Genomic DNA, 26,147 nt, shown 5'->3' with positions numbered 1-26,147 from the left:
AAAACCATGAGCTTCAGCTCACACGTAAACCGCAACAAAAATGAAAAGAAAATATCATGAAAGGGAAAGGCCGACGTTATTGTATAGACATCATTGGGTAGTCGTCGTCGGCCCAGTGTTATCACTTCCCGTTATTTATTATGTGGCGGAACCGCGGCCAAGAATTCACCCAGCTTATTCTTGTAAAACTTCGCCGACATCATGGTGGCGTGACCGCTGGTTTCTTTACTTGCCGGGATCAAAAACAGCTCGGCTTGCTTCACCTTTTTCAGTTCACTTTCCAGTATTCCTGTTTCAACCGGATTACGCTCATCGTCGGCGGAATTAATCACCAACAGCGGCGCCTTGATGCGGTTTAATTCCGGCGAGGCGTTATAATCCGCCGAGGAATTCCAGATATAAATAAAGTCGTTGGCGTCGCTGGTTACCGGCGCGGCCAGACGCTCGTCCACCAGTTTGTCCGCCTGAGCGCGGGTCGGCGCTTTGCTCTGGTAGGCCAGCGTACCGCCCGTGGTGGCGATGCTGAACATGATGTTGGCGGTCTGCAACGACGGCGGCTGGCTAGCGTAATCGCCGTTTTTCCATGCCGGGTCGCGCTTGATGGTTTCAATCAGCATACGGCGCAGCATCCAGTTGCGGCCCGAGAGTTCGTTCGGCTGCGACGCCATCGGCACCAGCGCATCCATCATGTCCGGGTATTTTTCGCCCCACATCCAGGTATGCATGCCGCCCATCGAATATCCCATCACCAGACGCAGATGCTTAATGCCAAGACCTTCGGTCAGCAGACGATATTGCGCCAGCACCATATCATCGTAGTTATATTGCGGGAATTTAGTACGCAGGCCGTCAGACGGCTTGGCGGATTTTCCGGAACCGATGCTTTCCGGAATGATGATGAAATATTTGCTGACGTCCAGCGGCTGGCCGGGGCCAAATAATTCGCCGCCAAAACCGGCGGCCAATAAAGCGCTGATCGGCTGATTAGTGCCGTGCAGCAATAATACGGCCGGCTTTTTACTGTCGCCCAACGTGTAATAATGAATACGGAGATTGTTGACTGTTTCTCCGGTATGGAATCGGAATTCAGGCGCGGCCCAATTTCCTTCTTGTGGTTGTAGCGTTTGTGCAGTCGAAAAAGGGGATAAAACAAACAGAAAAACCAGACCAGCCAGTCCAGACAACAAGCGATTAACCATAGAACAACTCTTCCGTAATCATAGGCGGGGGACCCTGATGTTAATATTTCCTGTAAAATATCCCAATAATGCTCGCCTGCTAATCATTGAAAAAATAATTATATGCCGCCAATTTTAGTTATCACGGCATATAATTTAGTCCTGAACAATACTTATGAAATAATCCGTGTCCCGATTCTGTTCAGGCACACGCCGCTAACCGCAAAACATGCCCGCCGTTACCCTCCGGTTGCCGATATTGTCGCCTGTGCGCGGAGGTAAAGAGATAAACCAAGCCGCCATCTACAGCGGCAGATGCAGGAACTGATTGAATTCACTGGCCGTATACTCAGAAAACGCCTCGCCATTCACAAAACCGTGTTTGCGGTACAGCGTCAATGCCGGTTCAAATGCCGGACCGCTGCCGGTTTCCAGACTCAGGCGGCGCAAGCCGCGCCGACGCGCTTCGGCCAGAATATGGACCAGCAGACACGCGGCCACGCCCTGACGCAAACACCGCGGATGGGTGCGCATCGATTTCAGTTCTCCACTGCCGTCCGGCAGCATTTTCAGCGCGCCGATACCGGCGATCTGCTCGCCGCGCCAGACGCTCCAGAACGTGATGTCCGGTGCCTGCAAACCGGACAAGTCCAGCGCAAACACCTGCTCCGGCGGCGAATTATCGTGCATACCCGCCAGGTGCAAGGCCACCAGCGCTCGCGTGGCCTCGCCGGTCAGGTCATCGTTGCGGATCACCAGCGGATCCCGCGGGGATGTGTTGGTCATTATCATCAGCTCCGTTGCAAAAAAAGATCAGGGGGTGCAGATAGCAATCAGGTAACGAACCGGGCCCGGACCGGGATTATGGAAACCGGACGCGCCATACAGGCGATAACGCAGGCTGTCCCGCGGGCCAAGCGTGTGCGCCACGCCTTCCAGCGTCATAGCCAACTGACCATCCAGCACATACAGGTGATGCTCCAGGCCCGCCAACGGCGGCGCGCTGTAATCGATACGCGCGCCGGCCGGCAACTCGCCGTGGATCATTTCGGCGCGAAACCCGGCGGAAGGGGGAGAAATACTGCGCCGGACAAACCCGGTTTCCGGGTCAATCCATACCGGTTGTTGCGCTTCGCTCAGCTTCTGCGGCAATTGGGTTTCCACTTCGGCCAGCAGGCACGATAAGGTACAGCCGTACACCGCGCACAGACGGCCCAGCAACGCCGCCGTCGGGCTGGACTCCATGCGTTCCAGCCGGGATAAGGTTGCGCGGCTGATGCCGCTGTTCTGCGCCAGTTCGTCCAGCGACCAGCCGCGCTCACGTCGCAGCGCCGCCAGCCGCCCGGCCAGCCGACGATCGGTTTCGGAAAGACGATCGGTTTCAGAAATGGAAGGTTCCATCGCGTCTCCTGAAATGTCAATTTTGATAAAAAATCTCATAAATGAGAAAATAGATCAAGATATGTTCAGAACGAAACGCGGTGGGAACGGGTTATTATGCCGGGCGCATGTTTAACAGCGGGAGCCGCGTCATTGGCGAGCGATTACTGCGGCGCTGATCCACTGTTGCGCTTTTCGTTGTGCGTCTTTATCAATAACGGGGTTTTGAGCCGACGCCTCGGTACGTATAATCGGTGATACGTGTAAACGACAGTACGTATCACCGACAGCACGTATCATCGGGAAACGCCAACCGATTACCGACGTTTTCGACCTGACAGGATTCTGCCGACAAGAGTGAGCAACATGACAACTTCAGCGTCCACACCATTGCTGACCCGCCCGATCACGGCCGCGGATAACGCGGCGATTGCCAGCGTGATACGCCGGGTTTCCGCTGAATTCGGCCTGACGGCCGACAAGGGATATACCGTGTCCGACCCGGACCTGGACCAGTTGTTCGAGCTCTACTGTCGCCCCGCCAGCGCTTACTGGGTGGTGGAATGCAACGGCGAAGTAGTGGGCGGCGGCGGTCTGGCCCCGTTGTCTGGCGGCGAGTCGGATATCTGCGAATTGCAAAAAATGTATTTTCTGCCGCTGGCGCGCGGCCAGGGCATCGCCCGGCAACTGGCGGAACTGGCGCTGACGTTTGGCCGCGAGCAGGGGTTTCGCCGCTGCTATCTGGAAACCACCGCGCACCTGACCAGCGCTATCCGCCTGTATGAAAGACTCGGCTTCGAGCATATCCCGCACGCCATGGGCAGCACTGGTCATGTGGATTGTGAAGTCAGGATGCTGAAAACGCTGTAAGGGTGCCAGCGCAGTCATTGTGCCGCGCAGAAAACACATCGCCCGGCGGTTGCCGGGCGATAGATAACACGAGAATCAGTGACGCTTGCCGTCGTCATCCTCATCGTAGAAGTCTTCGTCTTCCCCGAATTCGTCCTCATCCTCGCCGTCCGGGTCTTCAAAATAGGTACCCCAGCCGTCGTAATTGACGCCATGACGCTCGGCCAGCGCCAGCAGTTGCTCCACCTGCTGATCGATCAGCTCAGCGTTCAACGCCACCTCGCTGATAGCATCGCAGCACATCAACACCACGCCGTCTTCCATTTCCATTTCTTCGGCGTCGGTAACTTCGTAACCCAGCTTGAACGCATCCACCGCCACTTTCTCCAGATCTTCAAACTTCTCGGCTGAGAAATGGTGTTCGATGGTGTAGAGCGCATCGGGATCGCTGCCGTCCTCCAGCAATTCCTCAATGATCAGACGGGTCTCTTCACGTTGTTCTTCCAGCAGTTCGCGGTTTGCCATGTCTCAGTCCTCATAAAAGCGGCAAAGATAGGGTTATTTTCCCACAGGCTAGCCTCTCTCTCCACCAGAAAGTTTGAATGCGGCACTTGAATTTGAATATTTACACATATAAAGTGAATTTTAATTCAACCTTCAGTGTTGAGCCACATGGAGAAGACAACGATGAACCCGTTCTACAAGCGCCATTTTTTACGGCTGATGGATTTCACGCCGGCTGAAATCAGCAGCCTTCTGGCTCTCGCCGCCGCCCTCAAAACCAATAAGAAAAACGGCGCCGAGACCCGCCACCTGCAAGGTAAAAACATCGCACTCATCTTCGAAAAAGATTCGACCCGCACTCGTTGCTCTTTCGAAGTTGCTGCATACGATCAGGGCGCGCAAGTCACCTACCTCGGCCCCAGCGGCAGCCAGATCGGTCATAAAGAATCAATGAAAGACACCGCCCGGGTGTTGGGCCGCATGTACGACGGCATCCAGTACCGCGGTTACGGCCAGGTGCTGGTGGAAACGCTGGCCGAGTTTTCCGGCGTGCCGGTCTGGAACGGTCTGACCAACGAATTCCACCCGACCCAGTTACTGGCGGACCTGCTGACCATGCAGGAGCACCTGCCGGGTAAATCGCTGTCGGGCATGAAGCTGGCCTACGTGGGCGACACCCGCAACAATATGGGCAACAGTATGCTGGAAGCCGCCGCCATCACCGGGCTGGATCTGCGATTAATCGCCCCGAAAGCCTGCTGGCCGGATGCCGGTCTGGTGGCGGAGTGTCAGGCGGCGGCAGCCAAAACCGGCGGTTCGATCACGCTGACAGAAGACGTGGCGGCCGGGGTGAACGGCGTGGACTTCATCTATACCGATGTGTGGGTTTCGATGGGGGAACCGAAAGAAGTATGGCAGCTGCGTATCGACCTGCTGCGGCCGTATCAGGTTAACGCCGCGATGATCGCCGCTACCGGCAACCCGCAGGTGAAATTCCTCCATTGCCTGCCGGCGTTCCACGACGACCAGACCACGCTCGGCAAACAGATGGCGGAGCAGTACGGCCTGCACAATGGCATGGAAGTCACCAACGATGTGTTTGAATCCGCCCACAGCATTGTGTTCGATCAGGCGGAAAACCGCATGCACACCATCAAAGCGGTGATGGTGGCGACATTAAGCCAGAGCGTCGAAATTAAGCAGTGAGAATATGAGCCAAATCTATATACCCTAAATAATTCGAGTTGCAGGACAACACGCTGGCGTGTTGAACAACGCACCTGCAACTTGAAGTATGACGGGTATAGATGATTTGGCTCAGCGTATGGGCCGGATAAACCAACGCTATCGGCCCAGTCACATATCCCAGCAGTTCTGCCCCGGCTTACAGTTCTTCGCCGTTCGAAGCGATTACCCGCTGGTACCAATGGAAGGATTTCTTCGGCGTACGTTTCAACGTCCCGGTGCCGTCGTCGTGCTTGTCGACGTGGATGAAACCGTAACGCTTCGCCATTTCGCCAGTCGTGAACGACACCAGATCGATGCAGCCCCACGGCGTATAACCCATCAGGTCGACGCCATCTTCCCACACCGCTGCCTTCATGGCTTCAATATGGGAACGCAGATAATCGATACGGTAGTCATCCTGACACACGCCGTTCGCATCCGGCTTATCGACGGCGCCCAGCCCGTTTTCTACGATAAACAGCGGCACTTCATAACGTTCATACAACGTCACCAGCGCATAGCGCAGCCCGGTCGGGTCGATCTGCCAGCCCCAGTCGCTGGCTTTCAGGTGCGGATTGGCAATCGAATGTTCGGAACTGCCGTCCATGCTGGCGTCAATATCGTTCTGCACATCGTGTTTCACCACGTTCGACATGTAGTAGCTAAAGCCGATGTAGTCCGCCTTACCTTCCTGCAGAATCCGCTCGTCCTCCGGCTCCATATGGATGTGGTAGCCCTTGAGCGCCCACTCGCGTTTCGCATAGGCCGGATAGTGGCCGCGCACGTGCACATCGGAGAAGTAGAAACGGTCATGCATCGAACGCGCCGCCAGCATCACGTCTTCCGGATGGCAGGAATACGGGTAGTACGGCACAAACGAGCACATGCAACCCACTTTTATATCCGGGTTGATGTCATGCGCGGTTTTCACCACCAACGCGCTGGCGACAAACTGATGATGCACCGCCTGATACATCGCCTCTTCCGGTTTTTCCTTCTGCGGGAACTTCACTCCGGAACACATCCAGCCGAAAATCTCGGCCGATACGTTCTTCTGGTTGTTGATCTCGTTGAAGGTCATCCAGTACTTCACTTTGTGCTGATAACGTTCGATCACCGTGGCGGCGAAATGCACGAAGCAGTCCAGCGTTTTGCGGCTCATCCAGCCGTCGTACTGCTGTACCAGATGCAGCGGCATCTCGAAATGGCTGAGGGTCAATACCGGCTCGATACCGTGCTTGAGCAGTTCGTCGATCAGGTCGTCGTAAAACTTCAGCCCCGCCTCGCACGGCTCCGCTTCGTCGCCGTTGGGGAAAATACGCGTCCAGGCGATGCTGGTGCGAAAACATTTGAAGCCCATTTCCGCAAACAACGCGATATCGTCCTTATAACGATGATAAAAATCGATTGCCTCATGGTTCGGGTAGGACTCGCCGGGAATCACGCCGTCGGTGATGCGCCGCAGTTTGCCGTGCGCGCCGGCGGTCAGCACATCGACCACGCTGACGCCCTTGCCGCCTTCATTCCAGCCGCCTTCCAGCTGATGCGCAGCCACCGCGCCACCCCATAAGAACCCTGCGGGTAATTGACTCATACTCTCCACCTCCTCTTTAAATGCCGTCATACGCCGACGGCAAGGCACTCAATATTCACAGTTATATCAAACCGATGTGCTGGTCCGGGTCGGCGCCGCCTCCGCTGGCGCCGCGGCCGGCTCCTCCACCGGATCGTCAAACCCCACTATCATCACCAGCCCGATAGTCAACACGATTGCCACGCCGCAGCCGGCCAGCTCGCCGATAAACGACATCGGTGCGGACGGGTTGATGGCGTTGATCACCGTCAGCACGCCCGGCAATGCGGCATAGGCGTAATACAGCGATCCGAACAGGCTGGCGACGACCGCGCCCACCGCACCGCCGATGCAGCCGCAGATAAAGGGTTTCTTGTAGCGCAACGTCACCCCGTAAATAGCCGGTTCGGTGATGCCGAAAATCGCCGTCACCCCCGCCGACATCGAACGCGCTTTCAGTTCACGGTTGCGCGTTTTCAAAAAACAGCCAAAGGCGGCCGCCATCTGGGCGACCACGGCGACGGTCTGGAACGCCTGAAACGAGTCGTAACCGTTCAGGTCAAAGTTGGCGACCACCACCGGCGTGATGCCCCAGTGCACGCCGAAGATCACAATGATCTGCCACACGCCGCCAATAATCGCGGCCGCCAGCGCCGGGAAAGCATTGAACAACGCGTTGTAGCCGGCGGCGATCCCGGTGGCGACCCAGGTGCTGGCCGGGCCGATCAACAGCAGCGTCAGCGGCACCACAATCACAAAGCAGATCAGCGGGGTAAACAGCGCGCTGACGATATCCGGCAATCGCTTTTCCACCCGGCGTTCCACCCACGCCAGCACCCACACCAGAAACAGCGGCGGCAACACCGACGCGGTATACACCGTCTTCGCCAGCGGCAGCCCCAACAGAGTGATCGATTCGCCGGCGGCGATTTTCCCCGCCATCGCCGTCCATTCCGGGTTGATCAGCGCGCAGCAGCACAGCACCGCGATATAAATGTTGCAGCGGAAATGACGGGAAGCAGTAAGGGCGATAAACACCGGCAGAAAGGCAAACGGCGTCCAGGACATGAAATTGAGCACGCGATAGGTGCCGGTCAGCGCAAAACCGGCGGAGAACTGCTGGATAACGATCAGTATGCCCTGCAGTATCCCTGCCGCCGCCAGAATATACACAATCGGCGCGAACACCGCCGACATGGTGGCGATCACCGTATCCAGCACGCGTCGACGAGGCTCTTCGCCGCGCTTCGCGCCCTCGCCGAGCAACGCCGCCATCTGGCTGTACACTTCTGCCACATGTACGCCGATGACCACCTGAAACTGACCGGCGCTCTCCACCACGCCAATCACGCCGGGCAGGCTCTGAATCCGCGCTTTCGCGTTATCAGGCGTTTGCGCCAGTATCAGGCGTAGCCGGGTGGCGCAGCGGGAAAAATCGACGATATTCGGTTGACCACCCACTTCCTGCAGAATGCTCTGCGCTAATTTCGCGTAATCTCGGATCCCTGACATGGCGCCACCTTATGTTGGTATTTGGTAACCACTTCGTCGATCGACCACAACTGAAACCGGTTTCAGACTGCATGAAAGCCATTATTACTGCAACCGGTTTCATAAAACCTTACGTCGGTTTTACGGGCGGGATCACATCCGATACGCTGCTAACAGAAGGGATATCAGGAGAAAAAACGAGGTCTGTCAAAATACAAAGGTGGGCCGTTGACAAACAGCCGTATTGGCTTGTTGCTGGCGATTTTATGCAAAAACGGTGAGAAATTTCGTGCGTGATGACTTTGGTTGTTCCTTTTCCACATTATCGCACGCACGACAAGAAGAGGCTCAAACGCCGCCTCTCCTTGACCACTGGCTGGGGGCTAAACTGTGCCGCTGCGCGGTACCTTCGGCGTTCGCCTTCGCTGTTCGGGCCGCCCGTGACGCTTTCCCGACGCGGCACGGGCTTTCGCGACGTCCTGTCGCTCACCCGGCGAAGTCGCTCGCCTCAGCACAGTTTTTGACGCCGGAAAAACCCATCATCTTGCACTTAAGGGTTTGTCGGCAATATGAAAGCATAAAATAACAGATTACAGCACCAGCGAGGCGTCGATCTTCACAACCGCCTTGCGCACGTGGGCCGGGGCGCCGACCGCGCACAGCGGTTTGTGTACTTCACCGGGGAAGAACACCACGAAGTCGCCTTTATGCAGCACAAACTGTTTTTCCTGTTCGCCAGCCGGCAGGAACGCGATGTCCTTGTCCGCCAGCCAGTCCACGTCCGGTTTGCCCGCCGGCAGGTTGCTGAAGGTCATGCCTTCGGTGCCGTTCAGCACAATCTGGATGTCCAGGTATTTGGCGTGATACTCGGCGCGGCGTTTCTCAAACAGATCCGTACTGTCGTTCGACACCAGCACAAACACTTTATTGCCGTCGATATCGTGCTTACCCAGCGGAGTATCGGCGTTGATATGCTGCTTCACATACTCAATCGCCTCGCGCAGTTTAACGGGCAGATAGGGAACCAGTTCCAGATGGTCGACATTACCGGTAATCATGATCGCTCCTTAAATAAATAAACTGAAACAACGTTTTGATTCCTTATACTCCTGTCGGCATCGGGTCGCCAGCCAGCGATAGTAAAAAAGTGATCCGAACGATGCGTTTCTTCTTACTATGAAACAATCAACCGCAACCGATTGCCTATCGCGAAAAGACAGCGTTTTTCTGCTTGAATTCACCTCTTCGGCGCGTATAATTCCGGACAATTTGCCGGAGGGATCATGTCTGACGCTGCTGTTTTTGTGAGTGCCGAACCGCAACTGCCTGTTGGCGGCATGACAGCGTTTTTCCTTCCGTTGCCTGACAGATTCGTAAAAAAAGCCCCTCGTTGAGGGGCTTTTTTTTGCCTGTCGCCGCCGTCATACCGTTTGTTTACCGGGCCTAACCGAGGGGAGCATAGCCAAATGGTCAATCCGCTATATAAAAGACACATCATCTCAATCAACGATCTCAGCCGGGACGATCTGGAACTGACGCTCAAGGTGGCGGCCAGCCTGAAAGCCCGTCCGCAGCCGGAACTGCTGAAGCACAAAGTGATTGCCAGCTGTTTCTTTGAAGCCTCCACCCGTACCCGTCTGTCGTTTGAAACCGCCATTCACCGGCTGGGCGCGTCGGTGGTCGGGTTTGCCGACAGCAACAACACCTCGCTCGGCAAGAAAGGCGAAACCCTGGCGGACACCATTTCGGTCATCAGCAACTATGTGGACGCCATCGTAATGCGCCACCCGCAGGAAGGCGCGGCGCGACTGGCGACCGAATTCTCCGGCGGCGTGCCGGTATTCAACGCCGGCGACGGCGCCAACCAGCACCCGTCCCAGACGCTGCTGGACCTGTTCACCATTCAGGAAACCCAGGGCCGTCTGAACAACATCAATATCGCCATGGTCGGCGACCTGAAATACGGCCGCACCGTACACTCGCTGACTCAGGCGCTGGCCAAGTTCGACGGCAACCGCTTCTACTTCATCTCCCCGGACGCGCTGGCGATGCCGGATTACATCCTCAATATGCTGAAAGAGAAAGATATCCCCTACAGCCTGCACACCAGCATTGAGGAAGTGGCGCCGCAACTGGACATTCTGTACATGACTCGCGTGCAGAAAGAACGGCTGGACCCGTCGGAGTACATCAACATCAAGTCGCAGTTTATCCTGCGCGCCGCCGACCTCGGCAGCGCCCGCGACAACCTGAAAGTGCTGCACCCGCTGCCGCGCATCGATGAAATCACCACCGACGTGGACAGTACCCCTTACGCCTACTACTTCCAGCAGGCGGGCAACGGTATTTACGCGCGCCAGGCTCTGCTGGCGCTGGTTCTGAACAGCGAACTGGTTCTGTGAGAGAGGAGCATACAACATGACTCACGACAATAAATTACAGGTAGAAGCCATCAAACGCGGCACCGTGATCGACCATATTCCGGCGCAGGTGGGCTTCAAGTTACTGACGCTGTTCAAATTGACCGCCACCGACCAGCGCATCACCATCGGCCTGAACCTGCCGTCCAACCACCTGGGCCGCAAGGATCTGATCAAGATCGAAAACATCTTCCTGACCGAAGAACAGGCCAACCAGTTGGCGATGTACGCGCCGCAGGCTACCGTTAACCAGATCGACAACTACGAAGTGGTGCGCAAGCTGCACCCGCAATTGCCGTCGCACATCGAAGGCGTACTGACCTGCCCCAACAGCAACTGCATCAGCCGCAGCGAGCCGGTCAACTCCGCCTTCGGCGTGAAACAGCGCGGCGACGACGTGCAGCTGAAATGCAAATACTGCGAGAAAGAGTTTGAACGTCAGGCAGTGCTGAACAGCCACTGATACGCGGTTGCCGTCAGGAAAACGCCGCCTATCGGATTGCGGTATTGGCCTGACGGCGGGCTTTTTGGAATAATGCGGGAGTCGCATCATTTCAGACATAATCAGGAGAAAACATGTCACGCATTATCAGTACGGAACAGGCTCCGGCCGCCATCGGCCCTTATGTTCAGGGTGTTGACCTGGGCAGCATGATCATCACCTCCGGCCAGATCCCGGTGGATCCGAAAACCGGTCTGGTGCCGGACGACGTCACCGCACAGGCCCGTCAGTCGCTGGAAAACGTGAAAGCCATCGTGGAAGCGGCCGGTCTGAAAGTGGGCAACATCGTCAAAACCACGGTGTTCGTGAAAGACCTGAACGACTTCGCCACGGTTAACGCTGCGTACGAAGCCTTCTTCTCCGAGCACAACGCGCCGTTCCCGGCTCGCTCCTGCGTGGAAGTGGCCCGCCTGCCGAAAGATGTGAAAATCGAAATCGAAGCTATCGCGGTTCGCGGTTAACGTCAGTTACCCGGCCGCGTTGTACCGCGCGCCGGGTGTTTCACGCCGGTGCGCCCGCCCCGCCATCGCACCATTCTCTCTCGTTATTTTCACTGCATCACCCCGCCATAGCGCAACGTTCGTCGTCATTTGCACCAGCGAAGTGCAGTTTTTCCCCGTTGTCAGCAATAAGCACCTCATTTACCACGCTGGCATGCTTTCTGCATTTTTCACGGTATCTTCCATCAAGCGGAATGCAGGGGACGACAATGATAAAAATGACGCTTCCGACCGCGCCTTACTACGATGAGATGCTCAGCGCAGAAGGCGGGCAACGCCAGCACTACGACGCCTACTGGCAATGGTTGCAACAGACCGACCAGCACGCTATCCGCCAGAAGAAAGAACAGGCGGAACTGCTGTTCCACCGGGTGGGGATTACCTTTAATGTGTATGGCGAAGAAGGCGGCACCGAGCGCCTGATTCCTTTTGACAGCGTGCCGCGCATTATTCCGGCCCATGAATGGCGTATGCTTGACCTTGGCATTCGCCAGCGCGTCAAAGCCCTCAATGCCTTCCTCTACGACATCTACCATCAGCAACACATTCTCAACGCCGGCATCGTGCCCCGCGAACAGGTGCTCGCCAACGAGCAGTATCAACCGTGCATGCAGGGCGTCGACTTGCATAACAATATCTACGCCCACATCACCGGCATCGACATGGTGCGCAACAGCGACGGCCACTATTACGTGCTGGAAGACAACCTGCGCACGCCGTCCGGCGTGTCCTATATGCTGGAAAACCGCAAAATGATGATGCGGCTCTACCCGGACCTGTTCGCCAGCCAGCATATCGCGCCGGTGGAGCGTTACCCCAGCTACCTGCTGCAGACGCTGCGGGAAAGCACCCACGTCGACGACCCGACGGTGGTGGTAATGACGCCGGGCCGCTTCAACAGCGCCTATTTCGAGCACAGCTTCCTCGCCCAGCAAATGGGGGTAGAACTGGTGGAAAGCGCCGACCTGTTTGTCAAAGAAGGCGCGGTGTATATGCGCACCACCGAAGGCCCGTGCCGGGTGGATGTGATCTACCGCCGCCTCGACGACGCCTTCCTCGACCCGCTGGCGTTCCGCGCCGATTCGATGCTCGGCGTGCCGGGGCTGCTGTCGGTGTACCGCACCGGCGGCGTGGTGCTGGCGAACGCCATCGGCACCGGCGTGGCGGACGACAAATCCATCTACCCTTACGTGCCGGAGATGATCCGCTTTTACCTGTCCGAAGAGCCGATTCTCGGCAATATTCCCACCTGGCAGTGCCGCAAGCCCGACGATCTCAGCTACGTGCTGGCTCATCTGGACAGCATGGTGGTGAAAGAGGTTCACGGCGCGGGCGGCTACGGCATGCTGGTCGGTCCCAAATCCACCCGCCAGCAAATCGAGGATTTCCGCCAGCGGTTGCTGGCCAACCCCGGCAACTATATTGCTCAGGACACGCTGGCGCTCTCCACCTGCCCGACGTTTGTCGAGGAAGGACTGGCGCCGCGCCATATCGACCTGCGCCCGTTCGTGCTGTACGGCGAGGAGATCCGGCTGGTGCCCGGCGGGCTGACCCGCGTGGCGCTGACCGAAGGCTCGCTGGTGGTGAACTCCTCGCAAGGAGGCGGCACCAAGGACACCTGGGTGATGGAGGAGGACGAATCATGCTAAGCCGTACCGCCAGCGAACTGTACTGGATGGCCCGTTATCTGGAACGGGCGGAGAGTTTTGCGCGCGTGCTGGACGTCACCTACAAGCTGTCGATGATGCCGCGTCACAACCAGCAGCAGCATGACCTGTCGCTGCCGCTCAACCTGACGTTTACTCACGAGCTGTTTCAGCAGCGCTACGCCCGCTTCACCATGAACAACCTGCTGAACTTCTTTGCGCTGGACAGCCACAACCCCAGCAGCATCTACAGTTGCATCGAAATGGCGTGGAATAACGCCCACGCGGTGCGCGGCAGCCTGTCGTCCGAAGTGTGGGAATGCATCAACACCACCCGCATCGACATCCGTAACCTGCGGCAGTCCGGGGTGGACAAGATCGGCATCGACGCCTTTTTCGACTGGGTGAAAGAGCGTGCGCACCTGTTTCGCGGCGCCATGTTCGGCACCCTGCTGCGCAACGACGCCCAGTGTTTTATCCGCATCGGCACCCTGATCGAACGGGCGTTCGCTACCGCGCAATTGCTGGCGGTCAAGGATCAGCAACTCAACAACGACCCGGACCCGGTGCGTGAATACTACCGGCTCGACACCCTGCTGCGCGCGGTGAGCGCCCGCGAGGCGTACCACAGTATTTATCGCCAGCCCATCAGCCGGGAAACCGTCACCGAATTGCTGGTGCTGCGCAACGACGTGCCGCGCTCGCTGCACGCCTGCGTGGGCGATCTGGTACAACAGCTGGAGATGATCGGCAGCGAACGGGCGCGCATCCCGCAGCGGCTGGCCCACCTGCTGCACGTGGAGCTGCGCTTCGGCTCGATCGACGACGTACTGGCCGACGACCTGCAACATTACCTCAGTCGTTTCCTCATCAAAATCAATGAACTGGCTGACAGCATCCGTCACACCTATCTGGAGGCGCTATGAAACTCACCATCAATCACCTGACCCACTACCGTTACGATGAAGAAGTGAAGTTCAGCACCCAGTACCTGCGGCTCACGCCGCAGAGTTCCGCCCGCCAGCGCATCCGCGACTGGAAGCTGACGCTGCCGGCCTCGGCGGTCGCCACCACCGACGCCTACGGCAACCTGATGCACGTACTGACGCTGGACCATCCTCATCACGACATTCTGATCCACGCTCAGGGCGTGGTGGAAATCGCCGATAATGGAGAAGAGCAGCCCGAGGAGAGCAGCGAGTCGCTGTCGCCGCTGGTGTTCCTGCGCGTCACCGAGCTGACCGAGGCGGACGAGCCGATCCGCGAGTTTGCCCGGCGCTATTACCGCGAGGCCGACCCGGCGGGCAGCCTGGAAACGCTGATGGCGGAACTACGGCTGAAAATGCCGTATACTCCCGGCGCCACCCGGGTGCACGATACCGCGGCGGCGGCTTTTGCCAAAGGCAAAGGGGTGTGTCAGGATCACACCCACGTGTTCCTGGCCTGCTGTCGCAGCCTGCGCATTCCGGCGCGCTACGTCAGCGGCTACGTTTACAGCCGGGATACCGAGCACGTGGCGATGCACGCCTGGGCCGAGGCCTGGCTGAACGAGCGCTGGCACAGTTTTGATATCACCAACAATACCCGCCGGCTCAATCAGCACTTGCGGCTGGCGGTGGGGATGGATTATCTGGATGCCTGCCCGGTGCGCGGCAGCCGCCTCGGCGGTGGTTGTGAAGAGATGTTTTCCGAGGCTGAAGTGAGCCTGTTTGAGCGACAGCAGCAGGTGCAACAACAGCAATAGTGAGCACTGTTTAATCAAAAGGTGTTGTATGACCTACTGTGTGGCCATGCGTCTGTCTGACGGTCTGGTTTTCGCTTCCGACTCCCGCACCAACGCGGGGGTCGACCACATCGCAACCTTCAGAAAGCTCCATGTGTTCCGTCAGGAAGGCGAACGGGTGCTGGTGCTGCAGTCCGCCGGCAATCTCGCCACCACCCAGAGCATCATCAGCCTGCTGAACGCCCGCATTCAAGACCAGCACACGCCGAACCTGATGCAGGTCAGCACGCTGTACGACGCCGCCACGCTGGTGGGCGAAACCGTGCGCGAGGTCATTCACCGCGACAGCCAGGCCCAGCAAAACGGCAGCAGCACCAATTTCGGCTGCAACCTGCTGCTGGGCGGGCAGATTGGCGACGAAACGCCGCGGCTGTTCCACATCTACCCGGAAGGCAATTTTATCGAAGCCACCGTCGACACCCCCTACTTTCAGATCGGCGAAAGCAAGTACGGCAAACCGATTATCGACCGGGTGCTGACGGCGGACACCTCGCTGGAACAGGCGATGTGCTGCGCGCTGATTTCCATCGACTCCACGCTGCGCAGCAACCTGTCGGTCGGCCTGCCGCTGGACGTGATGATTTATCGCACCGGCAGCTTCGATGCCGGCGAACAGCACCGCATCACCGAAAACAACCCTTACTTCATCGCCATCCGCAAAGCCTGGTCGGAAGGACTACTGAATACCTTCCGTCAACTGCCGCCGTTTCCGGCGCAGGGATAAGGTGTACGTTGTTGTCGAGGAGTATTCAAAGATTGCCCCTCGACCCTAAATAATTTGAGTTACAGGTGCGTTGGTTTTCCTGTAACTCAAATTATTTTGGGTCGAGGTATATTGCATTAAAAAATCAGAATGGGTAATTTTTATAAAAAGTCACTCTGATTCTGTAAGCTTTAATCATGCACTCATTATAAGCGATAGCGTAAGCTGGAGAGTCTTTGATGTTTAACAACCCTTCAGCCTGGCACTCACTGGCAATATATTTTTCCCAAAAAATTTTAGTGCTATTAGTCGATTCAACAAAATCATTATAATTAGTCAAATCTTCACGATGAATGCTTTTGATGAAACGATCATATTCATCATGATATTTTTTATTCTCATCATGAGCTAAAGCCTCCATGCAACTCTGAATATACGCCGTCACTTTTTTGTCATAACAGGATTGAATATCACTTGCCTGAGATGAGAATGATAAAAATAAAACAACAAAAATTATAAATTTCATTGCCCCTCCTTTAAATAGACGATTCTTTTTCTACTTTTATCATAAGCAGACAAACTGGGTGTTTTATTTATAAGCAGAATAACATCTTCAGGATCGTTTCTCTCAAAAGAAGAGACATATCTAACTCTCATCGCACCTTGATAAATCATATCAATAAATATATTTTTTATTCTGCTATTCATATCTCCCCAAGAGACGGCATTGGAATTTTTATACTTATTATAAAAACCTTTAGCTCTTGTAATATACATAGAAAATGATAGTTTAAACAGATTAGCTTGCTGAGAGTGCGTTATTTCGCCAACTTTATCTCTGTTTTGCATAACAAACGCTGATGCTTCACATCCATGCATCCCTGCTCCTTCTGAGATCAGAATTGCCTTATCTTGTGGAATACCTGCACTCATAAGGTGATAATATGACTCAGTTTGAGTTCTTTGACCAAGATCGAATCCTCTTCCTATCGTCACTCCAGATGCTATATCCTTGCAAATAGACGGATTACCAGGCCAATGGATCTTTCTTGAAAAATAGAGACTATTAGGAATGTCATCACCCTCAGCATTGAAGGTAAAGAGGCCTTCTTTGATATCCATTCCCTCTCCCTCTATATAAATCCTTTATTAATTAAAAAACATCAGGATTGAGCCCATGAAATATTATTCACAATCATCATTCCATATACTATACCCTGATGTCCCTGCTGTTTTATGTGACCACTCTATTGACTTGTACTTCAATCTAATCACTTCATATGGCAGAGTTTCATTACTATTAATGGAGTGAGGGTAGGAAGATGATACATCCACAACTCTGGCATCTATTAACTTCAGCTCATAGAAAATTTCTAATTGCCCAGCCGAGTTCGTTCTATAAAAAAAAATTAGCAGTGAGTTTCTCATTAGAAGTAATAGACATACCAAGTAATGGTGATGACTTATCTATCGGTTTAATTAGTTGTATAGGATGATGAGCAATATTATCATCTCTGGTTATAGAGTGACTTAAGCCTAATACTTGTATCTGGTCCTCATGCCCACTTTGATATCTATTTCCAATAGAATCAAAGGTTGAACAACCAGAAGAAATTAATCCTTGCTGGTTTCCCTCTAGCGTTAAATAAATCAGATGTGACATAAAAATACTCCTTGTTCACTTAGATCATCATAAAGTCCATGTAAAGATCACCCCAAGTATATCCTTGAACATATAGCGCGCAAGGCAAACAGAACCTGATAATCACAGCTAATCATAGCCCCTTTTCCATCACTTCCCGCAGCCAGCCGCAGCGCATTTCCGGCACCGCCAGCAGCAGTTGCTGTGTGTAATCGTCCAGCGGCGGCGACAGCGCTTGCGTCACCGGTCCCTGTCGGATAATGCGGCCCTGGCGCAGCACCGCCACGGTGTCGGCCACTTCCCGCACCACGTGTAAATCGTGGGTGATGAACAGGTAGGCGACGCCGGTTTCCTGCTGGATCTGGCGCAGTAGCGAGAGCACGTCGCGCGCCACCAGCGGGTCCAACGCCGATGTCGGTTCGTCGCAGACGATAAGCGACGGCTGCGCCGCCAGCGCGCGGGCGATGCATACCCGCTGTTTTTGACCGCCGGACAGCGCGGTGGGATAACGCTGCGCCATTTCCGGCGGCAACCCAACCTGATGCAGCAGATCGTTCACGCGTGAACGTCGCGTCGCGGCGTCCAGTTGGGTCAGGCACACCATCGCCCGCTCAATCTGCACGCCGATCGGCAGGCGCGGGTTGAGCGCGGTATCCGGGTGCTGGTGAATCATCTGGACAGATTGCAACTGGGCGCGAGTGCGCTGCGCCAGTCGCGGCGGCAAGGCGTCGCCACTCAACCGAATCTCGCCGCCCGCCGGGGCCAGCAGCCCGCACAGGGTACGCCCGAGCGTCGACTTGCCGGAGCCGGATTCGCCGATCACCGCCAGCGTGCGTCCGCGCGCCAGTTGCAACGACACGTCCTGCAATACCGGTTGTTGCTGGTAACGGGCATCAAGATGGCGGATATCCAGCAACATGTCGCCGGTCGCCGGTTGCGGCGTTTTCGGCTCGCCGCGCGCCTGTAGCAGCGCGCGGGTGTACGCTTCGGCTGGCTTTTCCAGCAATTGCGTGGTGTCGCCGGTTTCCACCTGACGGCCGTGACGCAGCACCATGATGCGGTGGCTGATTTGCGCCACCACCGCCAGATCGTGACTGATATACAGCGCAGCCACGCCGGTCAGGCGGATAATATCATCGATGGCGTTGAGCACCCCGAGCTGGGTGGTGACGTCCAGCGCGGTGGTAGGCTCGTCGAAAATAATCAGATCGGGGCCGGCGCACATCGCCATCGCGATCATCGCCCGCTGCAACTGCCCGCCGGACACCTGATGCGGATAGCGTTGGAAAAAGATCTGCGGTTCCGGCAGCGACAGCTGGGCAAACAGTTCGATCGCCCGCGCGATGGCCTGCTGACGCGAGAGCACGCCGTGGCGTACCGCCGTTTCAATCACCTGCTCGCCGATGCGCTGCGCCGGGTTGAACGACGCGCTGGCCGACTGCGCCACATACGCGATGCGCGCGCCGCGCACCCGTCGTAACTGCCGCTCCGATAACGCCGCCAGGTCGCTGCTTTTATCGCCGTTCTGAAACCAGATGTGCCCGCTGTCGATACGCATACCGTGACGACAGTGGCCGAGAATCGCCTGGCCGATGGTGGACTTGCCCGCGCCGGACTCGCCAATCAGCCCCAGCACTTCGCCTTTATTGAGAGTGAAGCTGATGTCCTGCACCAGCGCCCGTCCGCCCGCCGTGACGCGCAGCTGTTCAACCCGCAGCAACTCACTCATGACGGCCTCCGCGCCAGTTACGCCCATCGCGGCTCAGCAGCCAGTCGGCCACCACATTGAGCGACACCGCCAGCAGGGCGATAGCCGCCCCCGGCACCAGCGCCGCCCACACGCCAAACAGAATGCCGTCTTTGTTGTCGCGCGCCAGCCCGCCCCAGTCGGCGGTCGGCGGCTGAATCCCCAGCCCCAGAAACGACAACGCCGACAGAAACAGCAGGATGAAGATGAAACGCAGCGCGAACTCCGCCACCAGCGTGTTGCGCGCGTTCGGCAAAATTTCGCGCCACAGAATCCAGCCCATCGACTCGCCGCGCATGCGCGCCGCTTCGATGAACTCCTGCGTGGCGATATCCACCGCCAGCGCGCGCGAAACGCGCAGCACGCGGGTGGCTTCCAGCACGCCCAGCACCAGAATGATGATCAGCGTGCTTTTCGGCAGCATCGCCAATACCACCAGCGCCAGAATCAGCGTCGGGATCGCCATCAGCACGTCGTTAACGCGGGAAATCAGTTGGTCGACCCAGCCGCCGCATACCCCGGCCAGAAACCCCAGCCCGGTGCCCAGCACAAACGCCAGTGCGGCCGCCAGCGCGGTCACCGCCAGCGAGGTGCGGGTGCCCCAGACTAAACGGGAGAACAGATCGCGCCCGATATTGTCGGTGCCGAACCAGACCTGCGGCATCGGCCCCAACCAGGCGCCGCCGACCACCTTGTCGGCCGGGTAAGGCACAATCCAGGGCGCAAACAGCGCCACCCCAATAAACAGGCTCAGCCCCAGCAGGCCGAACGCCACGGAAGGTTTCACAGCAGGCATGTACGGATATCCATTCGGTTGACGGCATTACCGCCGGGCATGGCGCAAACGCGGATTCGCCATCAGCGATACCACGTCCGCCAGCAGATTAAGCAGGATGTAAATCGTCGCCAGCACCAGCGCGCAGCCCTGAATCACCGGCATGTCGCGCTTGCTGATGCTATCGACCATGTACTGCCCCAGCCCTGGGTAGACAAACACGCTTTCGACGATCACCACCCCCACCATCAGATACGCCAGGTTGAGCACGATAACGTTGATGATCGGCCCCCAGGCGTTGGGCAGCACGTGGCGCAGCAGGATAGCGGAAGGCGACATCCCTTTTAGCAACGCCGTGTCGACATAGGCCGCGTTTTGAGCGCCGATCAGCGCCGCGCGGGTCATGTTGCTCATGTGCCCCAGCACCGCCAGCACCAGCGTCAGGCACGGTAACGCGATGGCGGTCAGATGCGCGCCGAGCGGCATACCATCGCTGACGCTGCTGTTGCTCGGCAGCCAGAACAGGGTGATGGAAAAAATCAGAATCAGCAGGTAGCCGGAGAAAAACTCCGGCAGCGCCACCGCGACGCGGGTAAACAGGTTCAGTAGCCTGTCCAGCCAACTGCCCTGATAACGCACCGACAGAAAGCCTACCAGCAGCGCCAGCGGCACCGCAATCACCGCCGTGCAGCCGGCCAGAAACAGCGTGTTTTCCAGCCGGTAGGCCAGCACCGGCGCAATGCTCTGACGGCTGGTGAAGCTGTGGCCGAAATCGCCGCCCAGCACGCCCCACAGCCAGCCGAGATAGCGGGAAACCGCCGGCTGATCCAACCCCAGTTGAGCATTCAGCGCCCGCACCGCTTCCGGCGTCGCCGTCTGTCCCAGAATGGCGGTGGCGGCGTTGCCCGGCAACAGCTGGATACCGGCGAAAATCAGCACCGATACCACCGCGATCATCGCCACACCCGCCAGCAGACGCCGCAGAATCAGCGTCAGCAACGGGTAGCGCTCGGTCCATCGGTGAAGATCGGTCCATCGGTGAAGAATCGTCACGTTACCCGCCTCAGGCCAGCCACACTTTTTCCGCCGCGCGGTTGCCGCTCAGCGGGAAGCCCGGAATGGCGCTCAGCCCTTTCACCTTATTACTGCAGGCATCGAGCGCGTCAGCGTACAGCGGGATGATTTCGCTGCCCTTGTCCACCAGCATCACCTGAATGTCGTGGTAGATCTGACGACGCTTTTCTTCGTTCACTTCACCGCGCGCCGCCTGCACCAGTTGGTCGAACCCGGCGTCTTTCCAGGCGGACTCGTTCCACGGCGCCTGGCTGGTGAATACCAGCGACAACAGCGCATCGGCGGTCGGGCGCACCGACCAGTTGGAGGAGACGAACGGTTTTTTCATCCACACATTGTCCCAGAAAGCGTCGTCCGGCACGCGCTCCACATTCAGCGGAATACCGGCTTTCTGCGCAGACGCCTGATACAGCTGGCCGGCGTCCACCGCGCCGGGGAAACCGGCATCGGCGACCGACAGCGTCAGCGGGCCGCTGAAACCGGCTTTCTGCCAGTGCCATTTGGCTTTTTCCGGGTCGTACGGACGCTGGGGAATGTCTTTGGCGAAGTAACGGTTGGACGGGAAAATCGGGTTGTCGTTGGCTACGCTGGCGTAGCCGCCCAGCACGGTGTCGATGATCTGCTGGCGATCGATGGCGTATTTCAGCGCCAGTCGGCCGTCTTCGGTGTTGAACGGCGCCACATTGCCGAGGCCGGGGAAAGTGAAAATCTGGCTGTCGCGCGAGCGCAGCAGTTGCAGGGTCGGCATGTTCTGGATACGGCCGACGATGCGCGGGTTAACGCGGTTAATGATGTGCGCCGAGCCGCTGACCAGCGCCGCCACGCGGGCGGTGGAGTCGTTCATCGCCAGCGTTTCGACCGAGTCGACGTGGCCGCGCTCGCTGTTCCAGTGATTCGGGTTACGTTTCACCAGAGTGCGCACGCCCGGCTGGAAGCTCTCCAGAATAAAGGCGCCGGTGCCGATGCCTTTGTCGAAGCTCTCGTTTTCCGGGGTAATGGCAAAGTGTACGTCGCTCAGCAGCGCGACGAATTCCACGTTCGGCTCGCTCAGACGGATGGTCACTTCATGGCTGCCGGTGGCGTCCATTGCGATTACCGGGTCCAGATAGCCTTTCACCGACGAGCTGGATTTCTCGCCGCGATGATGGTTGAGCGAGTAGATCACGTCTTTGGCGCCGAGCGCACGGCCATCGTGGAACTGCACGCCTTTGCGGATGTGCAGCACCCAGGTGCGGCCGCCGTCTTTGCTGTCCCAGGATTCGGCCAGCGACGGCGTCAGTTCGCCTTTTTCATCCAGTTCCAGCAGGTTGTTGAACAGTTGGGAACCCACGAAGTACATATAAGTCTCGAACCAGAACGCCGGGTCGAGGCGGTCGGTGCTGGAGGCGTTATCCACCCCGACAATCAGGTGACCGCCCTTTTTCGGCTGTTCACCGGCTTGTGCCCCCCAGGCGGCGCTCAACGGCCAGCCGGTAGCGGCCGCGGCGACAGACAGGGCGCAGGCGCTCTTGATAAAATGACGACGATTCATGCTGTGTTCCCTTCGTGAGTGTTCATCCATTATGAATACGGATGATTATTATCCCCGTCATACGTCAAGTTGCAGGTGCGTTGGCTTTCCTGCAGCTCGAATTATTTAGGGGACATATCGTTATATTTTTCGCCGCCATCAGGACTGACGGTGAAATGCCTGCGCCAGACGGGCGATGTGCTCCGGGCCGATGCCGCAGCAGCCGCCGACCAGCGACGCCCCCTGCGCCACCCATTCCTGCGCCCATTGCAGGTAACCTTCCGGGTGCGTGTCGGTGCGTAAGCGACTCAGCCCTTCGTTGGCGCCGCGCTGGTTATCTTCCGGCTCGAAGGCGTTGGCATACACGCCCACGCCGATATTGGCGGACTGCGCTTGCAGCACCGCGCTCGCCTGCGCCACCGCCGGTGCCATCACTTCCGGCCGGCTACAGTTAAACAGCACATTGGCGGCATGCAGGCGGGCAGCCGCTTGCGCCGCGGCCGCCACGGTTTCGCCGGAACGCAGGCGGGCGTGGCCGTCGGCATCCAGTACATCCTGCAACGTAAACGACAGCCACAGCTCGCGCGGATCGTTCGCCAGCAGCTCGCGCACCAGCGTCACCTCCGCTAGCGAACTCTGGGTTTCCGCCAGCCACACATCCACGTAGGGATTCAGGGCGTCGATGAGCGTTTTCAAAATCGGCGTCGCCGCGGCGGCGTCGAACAGATCCGGACGATAAGAACCCAGCACCGGCGGCAGCGAACCGGCGACACGCACCGTGCGGGCGGCGGCATCCGCCGCCTGACGGGCCAACTGCCCGGCCAGCGCCGCCAGCGCCTGACCGCGCGCGTTGAACACCGCCTCGCTGATATGGAAAGGCACTACGGCGTAGCTGTTGGTGGTAATCACCTGCGCGCCGGCGGCAATAAAGCTGTCGTGCACCTGACGCACATGCTGCGGCGATTCCATCAGCGCCAACGCCGACCACTCCGGCTGACGAAAAGGCGCGCCGATGCGTGCCAGTTCACGCCCCATTCCCCCGTCCAGAATCAGAACGTTGTCTGCCATCGTCTTTCCTTATTGCGTAAAAAAATTTCCCGCCACCATACAAAAACCCTATATGGATGTCTAGATGCCTTGATAGCCAAAAAGCACAGACTGTCGTCAAGCCAGTGATGGCGGGGCTCCATCACGCCCGGTCACTTTTGTGCGTTATTTGTACAAGACTGATTTATCTACGATGCTGGAATTTCCTTGAGCCAGGTCAATTTCGGCGCAATAAAACCGGGTCCCCTCCCAGGCGAATTCAATATATAGTGTCTATCCTTTTACAAGAACCTACATATTGTGTTTATCCACAAGAACATCCACAGCCTCCGCATCCGTTGTCAGCCGCGGCTTCCGCCTGTGGATAACATCAACAAAGGAAGAACACCGAGGAACAACATGAAACCAGTAGTGATTAAACGGGACGGATGTCAGGTACCTTTTGACGAAAACCGAATCAATGACGCAGTCATCAAAGCGGCAAAAGCTGCCGGCGTGGATGATGCGGACTACTGTGCCACCGTCGCCGGCGCCGTCGCTCAGCAGGTGCAGGGAAAAGCGCGCGTTGATATTCGCGAGATTCAGAACGTGGTGGAAAACCTGCTGATGTCCGGCAAATATAAGCAGCTGGCGCGTGCCTATATCGAATACCGCCACGATCGCGATGTGGCTCGTGAGCGTCAGGGGCGGTTGAATCAGGAAATCCGCGGACTGGTGGAGCAAAGCAACGTCGCCCTGCTCAACGAAAACGCCAACAAGGACAGCAAGGTCATCCCCACCCAGCGCGACCTGCTGGCGGGGATTGTCGCCAAACATTACGCCAAACAGCACATCCTGCCGCGCGACGTGGTGCTGGCTCACGAACGCGGCGAGATCCATTACCACGACCTCGACTATTCGCCGTTCTTCCCCATGTTCAACTGTATGCTGATCGACCTCAACGGCATGCTGACGCAGGGTTTCAAGATGGGCAACGCGGAAATCGAGCCGCCCAAGTCCATCTCCACCGCCACCGCGGTCACCGCGCAGATCATCGCGCAGGTCGCCAGCCATATCTACGGCGGCACCACCATCAACCGTATCGATGAAATTCTGGCGCCGTTCGTCACCGCCAGCCACGAGAAGCACTGCGCCGTGGCGCGCGAATGGCAGATTCCGGACGCCGAAGGCTACGCGTTCAGCCGTACCGAGAAAGAGTGCTACGACGCTTTCCAGTCGCTGGAGTACGAAGTCAACACCCTGCACACCGCCAACGGCCAGACGCCGTTCGTCACCTTCGGTTTTGGGCTTGGCACCAGTTGGCAGTCACGGCTGATTCAGCAGTCTATTCTGCGCAACCGTATCGCCGGACTGGGCAAAAACCACAAGACGGCGGTGTTCCCGAAACTGGTGTTCGCCATCCGTGACGGTCTCAACCACAAACCGGGCGATGCGAATTACGACATCAAGCAATTGGCCCTGGAGTGCGCCAGCAAGCGCATGTACCCGGATATTCTCAATTACGACCAGGTGGTGGAAGTCACCGGTTCGTTCAAGACGCCGATGGGCTGCCGCAGTTTCCTGGGGATATACGAAGAAAACGGCGAACAGATCCACGACGGCCGCAACAACCTGGGCGTCATCAGCCTGAACCTGCCGCGCATCGCGCTGGAAGCTCACGGCGACGAAGCCCGCTTCTGGCAATTGCTGGACCAGCGGCTGCTACTGGCGAAAAAGGCGCTGATGACGCGTATCGCGCGACTGGAAAATGTAAAAGCCCGTGTAGCGCCTATACTTTATATGGAAGGGGCATGCGGAGTACGCCTGAAGGCGGACGACAATATCGCCGAGATTTTCAAGAACGGCCGCGCTTCCATTTCGCTGGGCTATATCGGGGTTCATGAGACTATCAACGCCCTGTTCGGCAATCAGGTTCATGTGTTCGATGATGAAACCCTGCGGCAGAAAGCGGTGGCGATTGTCGCCCGTTTGAAGGCCGCGACCGAAAGCTGGAAGGAAGAGACCGGTTATGGTTTCAGCCTGTACAGTACGCCAAGCGAAAACCTGTGCGACCGCTTCTGCCGTCTGGATACCGCTGAATTCGGCGTCGTGGCCGGCGTCACCGACAAAGGCTACTACACCAACAGCTTCCATCTCGACGTGGAGAAAAAGGTCAATCCGTACCAGAAGATCGATTTTGAGGCCCCTTATCCGCCGCTGGCGAATGGCGGTTTTATCTGTTACGGCGAGTATCCCAACCTGCAGCACAACCTCAGGGCGCTGGAAGACGTATGGGACTACAGCTATACCCGAGTCCCCTATTACGGCACCAACACGCCGATCGACGAGTGCTACGAGTGCGGCTTTACCGGCGAATTCGACTGCACCAGCAAAGGCTTTACCTGCCCGCAGTGCGGTAACCACGACTCCTCGCGCGTCTCGGTGACCCGGCGGGTGTGCGGCTACCTGGGCAGCCCGGATGCGCGTCCGTTCAACGCCGGCAAGCAGGAAGAGGTCAAACGCCGGGTAAAACACCTTGCCAGCGGACAACTGGGCTGACAGTCTGCGCCGCGCTCCCTTTGGGCGCGCGGCCTCATGCACGACTGCGGCGTTAGGC

Annotated in this window: 24 protein-coding genes and 1 pseudogene; 10 read left to right on the top strand and 15 right to left on the bottom strand. The window is 57.4% G+C overall.

The window, feature by feature from the left end; translation table 11 throughout:
* Positions 1 to 131: 131 nt before the first annotated feature.
* The 3 genes from DXX3274_RS02675 to DXX3274_RS02665 all read right to left on the bottom strand — a co-directional run bounded on the left by DXX3274_RS02675 (position 132) and on the right by DXX3274_RS02665 (position 2,579).
* On the bottom strand, positions 132 to 1,199 hold the full coding sequence (locus DXX3274_RS02675; protein ID WP_042858428.1) for an alpha/beta fold hydrolase: 1,068 nt from the start codon (positions 1,197 to 1,199) through the stop codon (positions 132 to 134).
* 282 nt (positions 1,200 to 1,481) lie between these two features.
* Entirely contained in the window at positions 1,482 to 1,964 is a 483-nt protein-coding gene (locus DXX3274_RS02670; protein ID WP_042858427.1) for a GNAT family N-acetyltransferase, read from the bottom strand.
* Between the two features lie 27 nt (positions 1,965 to 1,991).
* Positions 1,992 to 2,579 carry a helix-turn-helix domain-containing protein gene (locus tag DXX3274_RS02665; RefSeq protein WP_042858425.1) on the bottom strand — a complete coding sequence of 196 codons (588 nt, stop codon included), beginning with the start codon at positions 2,577 to 2,579 and terminating at the stop codon, positions 1,992 to 1,994.
* Positions 2,580 to 2,924: 345 nt separating this feature from the next.
* On the opposite strand from DXX3274_RS02665, the gene DXX3274_RS02660 reads away from it, so the two are divergent.
* Positions 2,925 to 3,428: a GNAT family N-acetyltransferase gene (locus tag DXX3274_RS02660; protein WP_042858424.1), complete on the top strand. Its 504-nt coding sequence runs from the start codon at positions 2,925 to 2,927 to the stop codon at positions 3,426 to 3,428.
* Between the two features lie 75 nt (positions 3,429 to 3,503).
* Here DXX3274_RS02660 and rraB read toward each other — a convergent pair whose 3' ends face one another.
* Entirely contained in the window at positions 3,504 to 3,932 is a 429-nt protein-coding gene (gene rraB, locus DXX3274_RS02655; protein ID WP_042858423.1) for a ribonuclease E inhibitor RraB, read from the bottom strand.
* A gap of 162 nt (positions 3,933 to 4,094) precedes the next feature.
* Here rraB and argF point away from each other — a divergent pair, with 162 nt between their 5' ends.
* The gene (argF, locus tag DXX3274_RS02650; RefSeq protein WP_042858422.1) at positions 4,095 to 5,117 is read left to right on the top strand and encodes an ornithine carbamoyltransferase; all 1,023 of its coding nucleotides are present in this window, start codon (positions 4,095 to 4,097) and stop codon (positions 5,115 to 5,117) included.
* Positions 5,118 to 5,295: 178 nt separating this feature from the next.
* On the opposite strand, the gene DXX3274_RS02645 is transcribed toward argF, so the two are convergent.
* The 3 genes from DXX3274_RS02645 to DXX3274_RS02630 all read right to left on the bottom strand — a co-directional run bounded on the left by DXX3274_RS02645 (position 5,296) and on the right by DXX3274_RS02630 (position 9,260).
* Complete coding sequence (locus DXX3274_RS02645) at positions 5,296 to 6,732, bottom strand: 6-phospho-beta-glucosidase (RefSeq protein WP_042858421.1); 1,437 nt, start codon at positions 6,730 to 6,732, stop codon at positions 5,296 to 5,298.
* A 66-nt stretch (positions 6,733 to 6,798) separates the two neighbouring features.
* Positions 6,799 to 8,223 carry a PTS transporter subunit EIIC gene (locus DXX3274_RS02640; protein ID WP_050569789.1) on the bottom strand — a complete coding sequence of 475 codons (1,425 nt, stop codon included), beginning with the start codon at positions 8,221 to 8,223 and terminating at the stop codon, positions 6,799 to 6,801.
* 569 nt (positions 8,224 to 8,792) lie between these two features.
* Positions 8,793 to 9,260 (bottom strand): YhcH/YjgK/YiaL family protein, encoded by a 468-nt coding sequence (locus tag DXX3274_RS02630; RefSeq protein WP_042858419.1) that lies wholly within the window; start codon positions 9,258 to 9,260, stop codon positions 8,793 to 8,795.
* Positions 9,261 to 9,668: 408 nt separating this feature from the next.
* Here DXX3274_RS02630 and pyrB point away from each other — a divergent pair, with 408 nt between their 5' ends.
* The 7 genes from pyrB (at position 9,669) to DXX3274_RS02595 (ending at position 15,777) form a co-directional block, all read left to right on the top strand.
* Positions 9,669 to 10,604, top strand: a complete 936-nt coding sequence (gene pyrB, locus DXX3274_RS02625) for an aspartate carbamoyltransferase (RefSeq protein WP_038662949.1) — start codon at positions 9,669 to 9,671, stop codon at positions 10,602 to 10,604.
* Between the two features lie 16 nt (positions 10,605 to 10,620).
* Positions 10,621 to 11,085 carry an aspartate carbamoyltransferase regulatory subunit gene (gene pyrI / locus DXX3274_RS02620; RefSeq protein WP_042858418.1) on the top strand — a complete coding sequence of 155 codons (465 nt, stop codon included), beginning with the start codon at positions 10,621 to 10,623 and terminating at the stop codon, positions 11,083 to 11,085.
* A gap of 113 nt (positions 11,086 to 11,198) precedes the next feature.
* The gene (gene ridA, locus DXX3274_RS02615; RefSeq protein WP_042858416.1) at positions 11,199 to 11,585 is read left to right on the top strand and encodes a 2-iminobutanoate/2-iminopropanoate deaminase; all 387 of its coding nucleotides are present in this window, start codon (positions 11,199 to 11,201) and stop codon (positions 11,583 to 11,585) included.
* Positions 11,586 to 11,833: 248 nt separating this feature from the next.
* Positions 11,834 to 13,273: a circularly permuted type 2 ATP-grasp protein gene (locus tag DXX3274_RS02610; RefSeq protein WP_042858414.1), complete on the top strand. Its 1,440-nt coding sequence runs from the start codon at positions 11,834 to 11,836 to the stop codon at positions 13,271 to 13,273.
* Positions 13,267 to 14,196, top strand: a complete 930-nt coding sequence (locus DXX3274_RS02605) for an alpha-E domain-containing protein (RefSeq protein WP_042858413.1) — start codon at positions 13,267 to 13,269, stop codon at positions 14,194 to 14,196. Before DXX3274_RS02610 ends, DXX3274_RS02605 begins: the two co-directional genes overlap by 7 nt.
* The gene (locus tag DXX3274_RS02600) at positions 14,193 to 15,014 is read left to right on the top strand and encodes a transglutaminase family protein (RefSeq protein ID WP_042858412.1); all 822 of its coding nucleotides are present in this window, start codon (positions 14,193 to 14,195) and stop codon (positions 15,012 to 15,014) included. Before DXX3274_RS02605 ends, DXX3274_RS02600 begins: the two co-directional genes overlap by 4 nt.
* Before the next feature lie 28 nt (positions 15,015 to 15,042).
* Positions 15,043 to 15,777: a proteasome-type protease gene (locus DXX3274_RS02595; RefSeq protein ID WP_042858411.1), complete on the top strand. Its 735-nt coding sequence runs from the start codon at positions 15,043 to 15,045 to the stop codon at positions 15,775 to 15,777.
* Between the two features lie 124 nt (positions 15,778 to 15,901).
* Here the strand turns inward: DXX3274_RS02595 and DXX3274_RS02590 are convergent, their stop codons facing one another.
* From DXX3274_RS02590 to DXX3274_RS02560, 8 genes and pseudogenes are all read right to left on the bottom strand, one after another.
* Positions 15,902 to 16,282, bottom strand: a complete 381-nt coding sequence (locus DXX3274_RS02590) for a DUF1311 domain-containing protein (protein ID WP_042858410.1) — start codon at positions 16,280 to 16,282, stop codon at positions 15,902 to 15,904.
* Entirely contained in the window at positions 16,279 to 16,878 is a 600-nt protein-coding gene (locus DXX3274_RS02585; protein ID WP_042858409.1) for a pesticin C-terminus-like muramidase, read from the bottom strand. Before DXX3274_RS02585 ends, DXX3274_RS02590 begins: the two co-directional genes overlap by 4 nt.
* Before the next feature lie 63 nt (positions 16,879 to 16,941).
* Positions 16,942 to 17,419 (bottom strand): annotated as a pseudogene (locus tag DXX3274_RS22575) (Hcp family type VI secretion system effector).
* A gap of 112 nt (positions 17,420 to 17,531) precedes the next feature.
* Positions 17,532 to 19,127, bottom strand: coding sequence for an ABC transporter ATP-binding protein (locus tag DXX3274_RS02580; protein WP_042858407.1), 1,596 nt, complete (start codon positions 19,125 to 19,127; stop codon positions 17,532 to 17,534).
* Positions 19,120 to 19,941: an ABC transporter permease gene (locus DXX3274_RS02575; protein WP_042858405.1), complete on the bottom strand. Its 822-nt coding sequence runs from the start codon at positions 19,939 to 19,941 to the stop codon at positions 19,120 to 19,122. The genes DXX3274_RS02580 and DXX3274_RS02575 overlap by 8 nt, the downstream gene beginning before the upstream one ends.
* A gap of 27 nt (positions 19,942 to 19,968) precedes the next feature.
* On the bottom strand, positions 19,969 to 20,973 hold the full coding sequence (locus DXX3274_RS02570) for an ABC transporter permease (protein ID WP_042858404.1): 1,005 nt from the start codon (positions 20,971 to 20,973) through the stop codon (positions 19,969 to 19,971).
* A 10-nt stretch (positions 20,974 to 20,983) separates the two neighbouring features.
* Positions 20,984 to 22,525: an ABC transporter substrate-binding protein gene (locus DXX3274_RS02565; protein ID WP_042858402.1), complete on the bottom strand. Its 1,542-nt coding sequence runs from the start codon at positions 22,523 to 22,525 to the stop codon at positions 20,984 to 20,986.
* Between the two features lie 138 nt (positions 22,526 to 22,663).
* Positions 22,664 to 23,572, bottom strand: a complete 909-nt coding sequence (locus DXX3274_RS02560) for a homocysteine S-methyltransferase family protein (RefSeq protein WP_042858400.1) — start codon at positions 23,570 to 23,572, stop codon at positions 22,664 to 22,666.
* A gap of 378 nt (positions 23,573 to 23,950) precedes the next feature.
* On the opposite strand from DXX3274_RS02560, the gene nrdD reads away from it, so the two are divergent.
* Complete coding sequence (gene nrdD / locus DXX3274_RS02555) at positions 23,951 to 26,089, top strand: anaerobic ribonucleoside-triphosphate reductase (protein ID WP_042858399.1); 2,139 nt, start codon at positions 23,951 to 23,953, stop codon at positions 26,087 to 26,089.
* Positions 26,090 to 26,147: the final 58 nt, after the last annotated feature.

The organism is Dickeya sp. NCPPB 3274 (assembly GCF_000406205.1).
GTDB classification, from domain to species: Bacteria; Pseudomonadota; Gammaproteobacteria; order Enterobacterales; family Enterobacteriaceae; genus Dickeya; species Dickeya fangzhongdai.
Note: the sequence above shows the minus strand (reverse complement) of the source record. Positions and strands in the feature narration are given on the sequence as shown.

Bases quoted from the DNA above. Each gene is read 5' to 3' on its own strand.
- DXX3274_RS02675 (WP_042858428.1), bottom strand. From the start codon at position 1,199: ATGGTTAATCGCTTGTTGTCTGGACTGGCTGGTCTGGTTTTTCTGTTT.
- DXX3274_RS02670 (WP_042858427.1), bottom strand. From the start codon at position 1,964: ATGACCAACACATCCCCGCGGGATCCGCTGGTGATCCGCAACGATGAC.
- DXX3274_RS02665 (WP_042858425.1), bottom strand. From the start codon at position 2,579: ATGGAACCTTCCATTTCTGAAACCGATCGTCTTTCCGAAACCGATCGT.
- DXX3274_RS02660 (WP_042858424.1), top strand. From the start codon at position 2,925: ATGACAACTTCAGCGTCCACACCATTGCTGACCCGCCCGATCACGGCC.
- rraB (WP_042858423.1), bottom strand. From the start codon at position 3,932: ATGGCAAACCGCGAACTGCTGGAAGAACAACGTGAAGAGACCCGTCTG.
- argF (WP_042858422.1), top strand. From the start codon at position 4,095: ATGAACCCGTTCTACAAGCGCCATTTTTTACGGCTGATGGATTTCACG.
- DXX3274_RS02645 (WP_042858421.1), bottom strand. From the start codon at position 6,732: ATGAGTCAATTACCCGCAGGGTTCTTATGGGGTGGCGCGGTGGCTGCG.
- DXX3274_RS02640 (WP_050569789.1), bottom strand. From the start codon at position 8,223: ATGTCAGGGATCCGAGATTACGCGAAATTAGCGCAGAGCATTCTGCAG.
- DXX3274_RS02630 (WP_042858419.1), bottom strand. From the start codon at position 9,260: ATGATTACCGGTAATGTCGACCATCTGGAACTGGTTCCCTATCTGCCC.
- pyrB (WP_038662949.1), top strand. From the start codon at position 9,669: ATGGTCAATCCGCTATATAAAAGACACATCATCTCAATCAACGATCTC.
- pyrI (WP_042858418.1), top strand. From the start codon at position 10,621: ATGACTCACGACAATAAATTACAGGTAGAAGCCATCAAACGCGGCACC.
- ridA (WP_042858416.1), top strand. From the start codon at position 11,199: ATGTCACGCATTATCAGTACGGAACAGGCTCCGGCCGCCATCGGCCCT.
- DXX3274_RS02610 (WP_042858414.1), top strand. From the start codon at position 11,834: ATGATAAAAATGACGCTTCCGACCGCGCCTTACTACGATGAGATGCTC.
- DXX3274_RS02605 (WP_042858413.1), top strand. From the start codon at position 13,267: ATGCTAAGCCGTACCGCCAGCGAACTGTACTGGATGGCCCGTTATCTG.
- DXX3274_RS02600 (WP_042858412.1), top strand. From the start codon at position 14,193: ATGAAACTCACCATCAATCACCTGACCCACTACCGTTACGATGAAGAA.
- DXX3274_RS02595 (WP_042858411.1), top strand. From the start codon at position 15,043: ATGACCTACTGTGTGGCCATGCGTCTGTCTGACGGTCTGGTTTTCGCT.
- DXX3274_RS02590 (WP_042858410.1), bottom strand. From the start codon at position 16,282: ATGAAATTTATAATTTTTGTTGTTTTATTTTTATCATTCTCATCTCAG.
- DXX3274_RS02585 (WP_042858409.1), bottom strand. From the start codon at position 16,878: ATGGATATCAAAGAAGGCCTCTTTACCTTCAATGCTGAGGGTGATGAC.
- DXX3274_RS02580 (WP_042858407.1), bottom strand. From the start codon at position 19,127: ATGAGTGAGTTGCTGCGGGTTGAACAGCTGCGCGTCACGGCGGGCGGA.
- DXX3274_RS02575 (WP_042858405.1), bottom strand. From the start codon at position 19,941: ATGCCTGCTGTGAAACCTTCCGTGGCGTTCGGCCTGCTGGGGCTGAGC.
- DXX3274_RS02565 (WP_042858402.1), bottom strand. From the start codon at position 22,525: ATGAATCGTCGTCATTTTATCAAGAGCGCCTGCGCCCTGTCTGTCGCC.
- DXX3274_RS02560 (WP_042858400.1), bottom strand. From the start codon at position 23,572: ATGGCAGACAACGTTCTGATTCTGGACGGGGGAATGGGGCGTGAACTG.
- nrdD (WP_042858399.1), top strand. From the start codon at position 23,951: ATGAAACCAGTAGTGATTAAACGGGACGGATGTCAGGTACCTTTTGAC.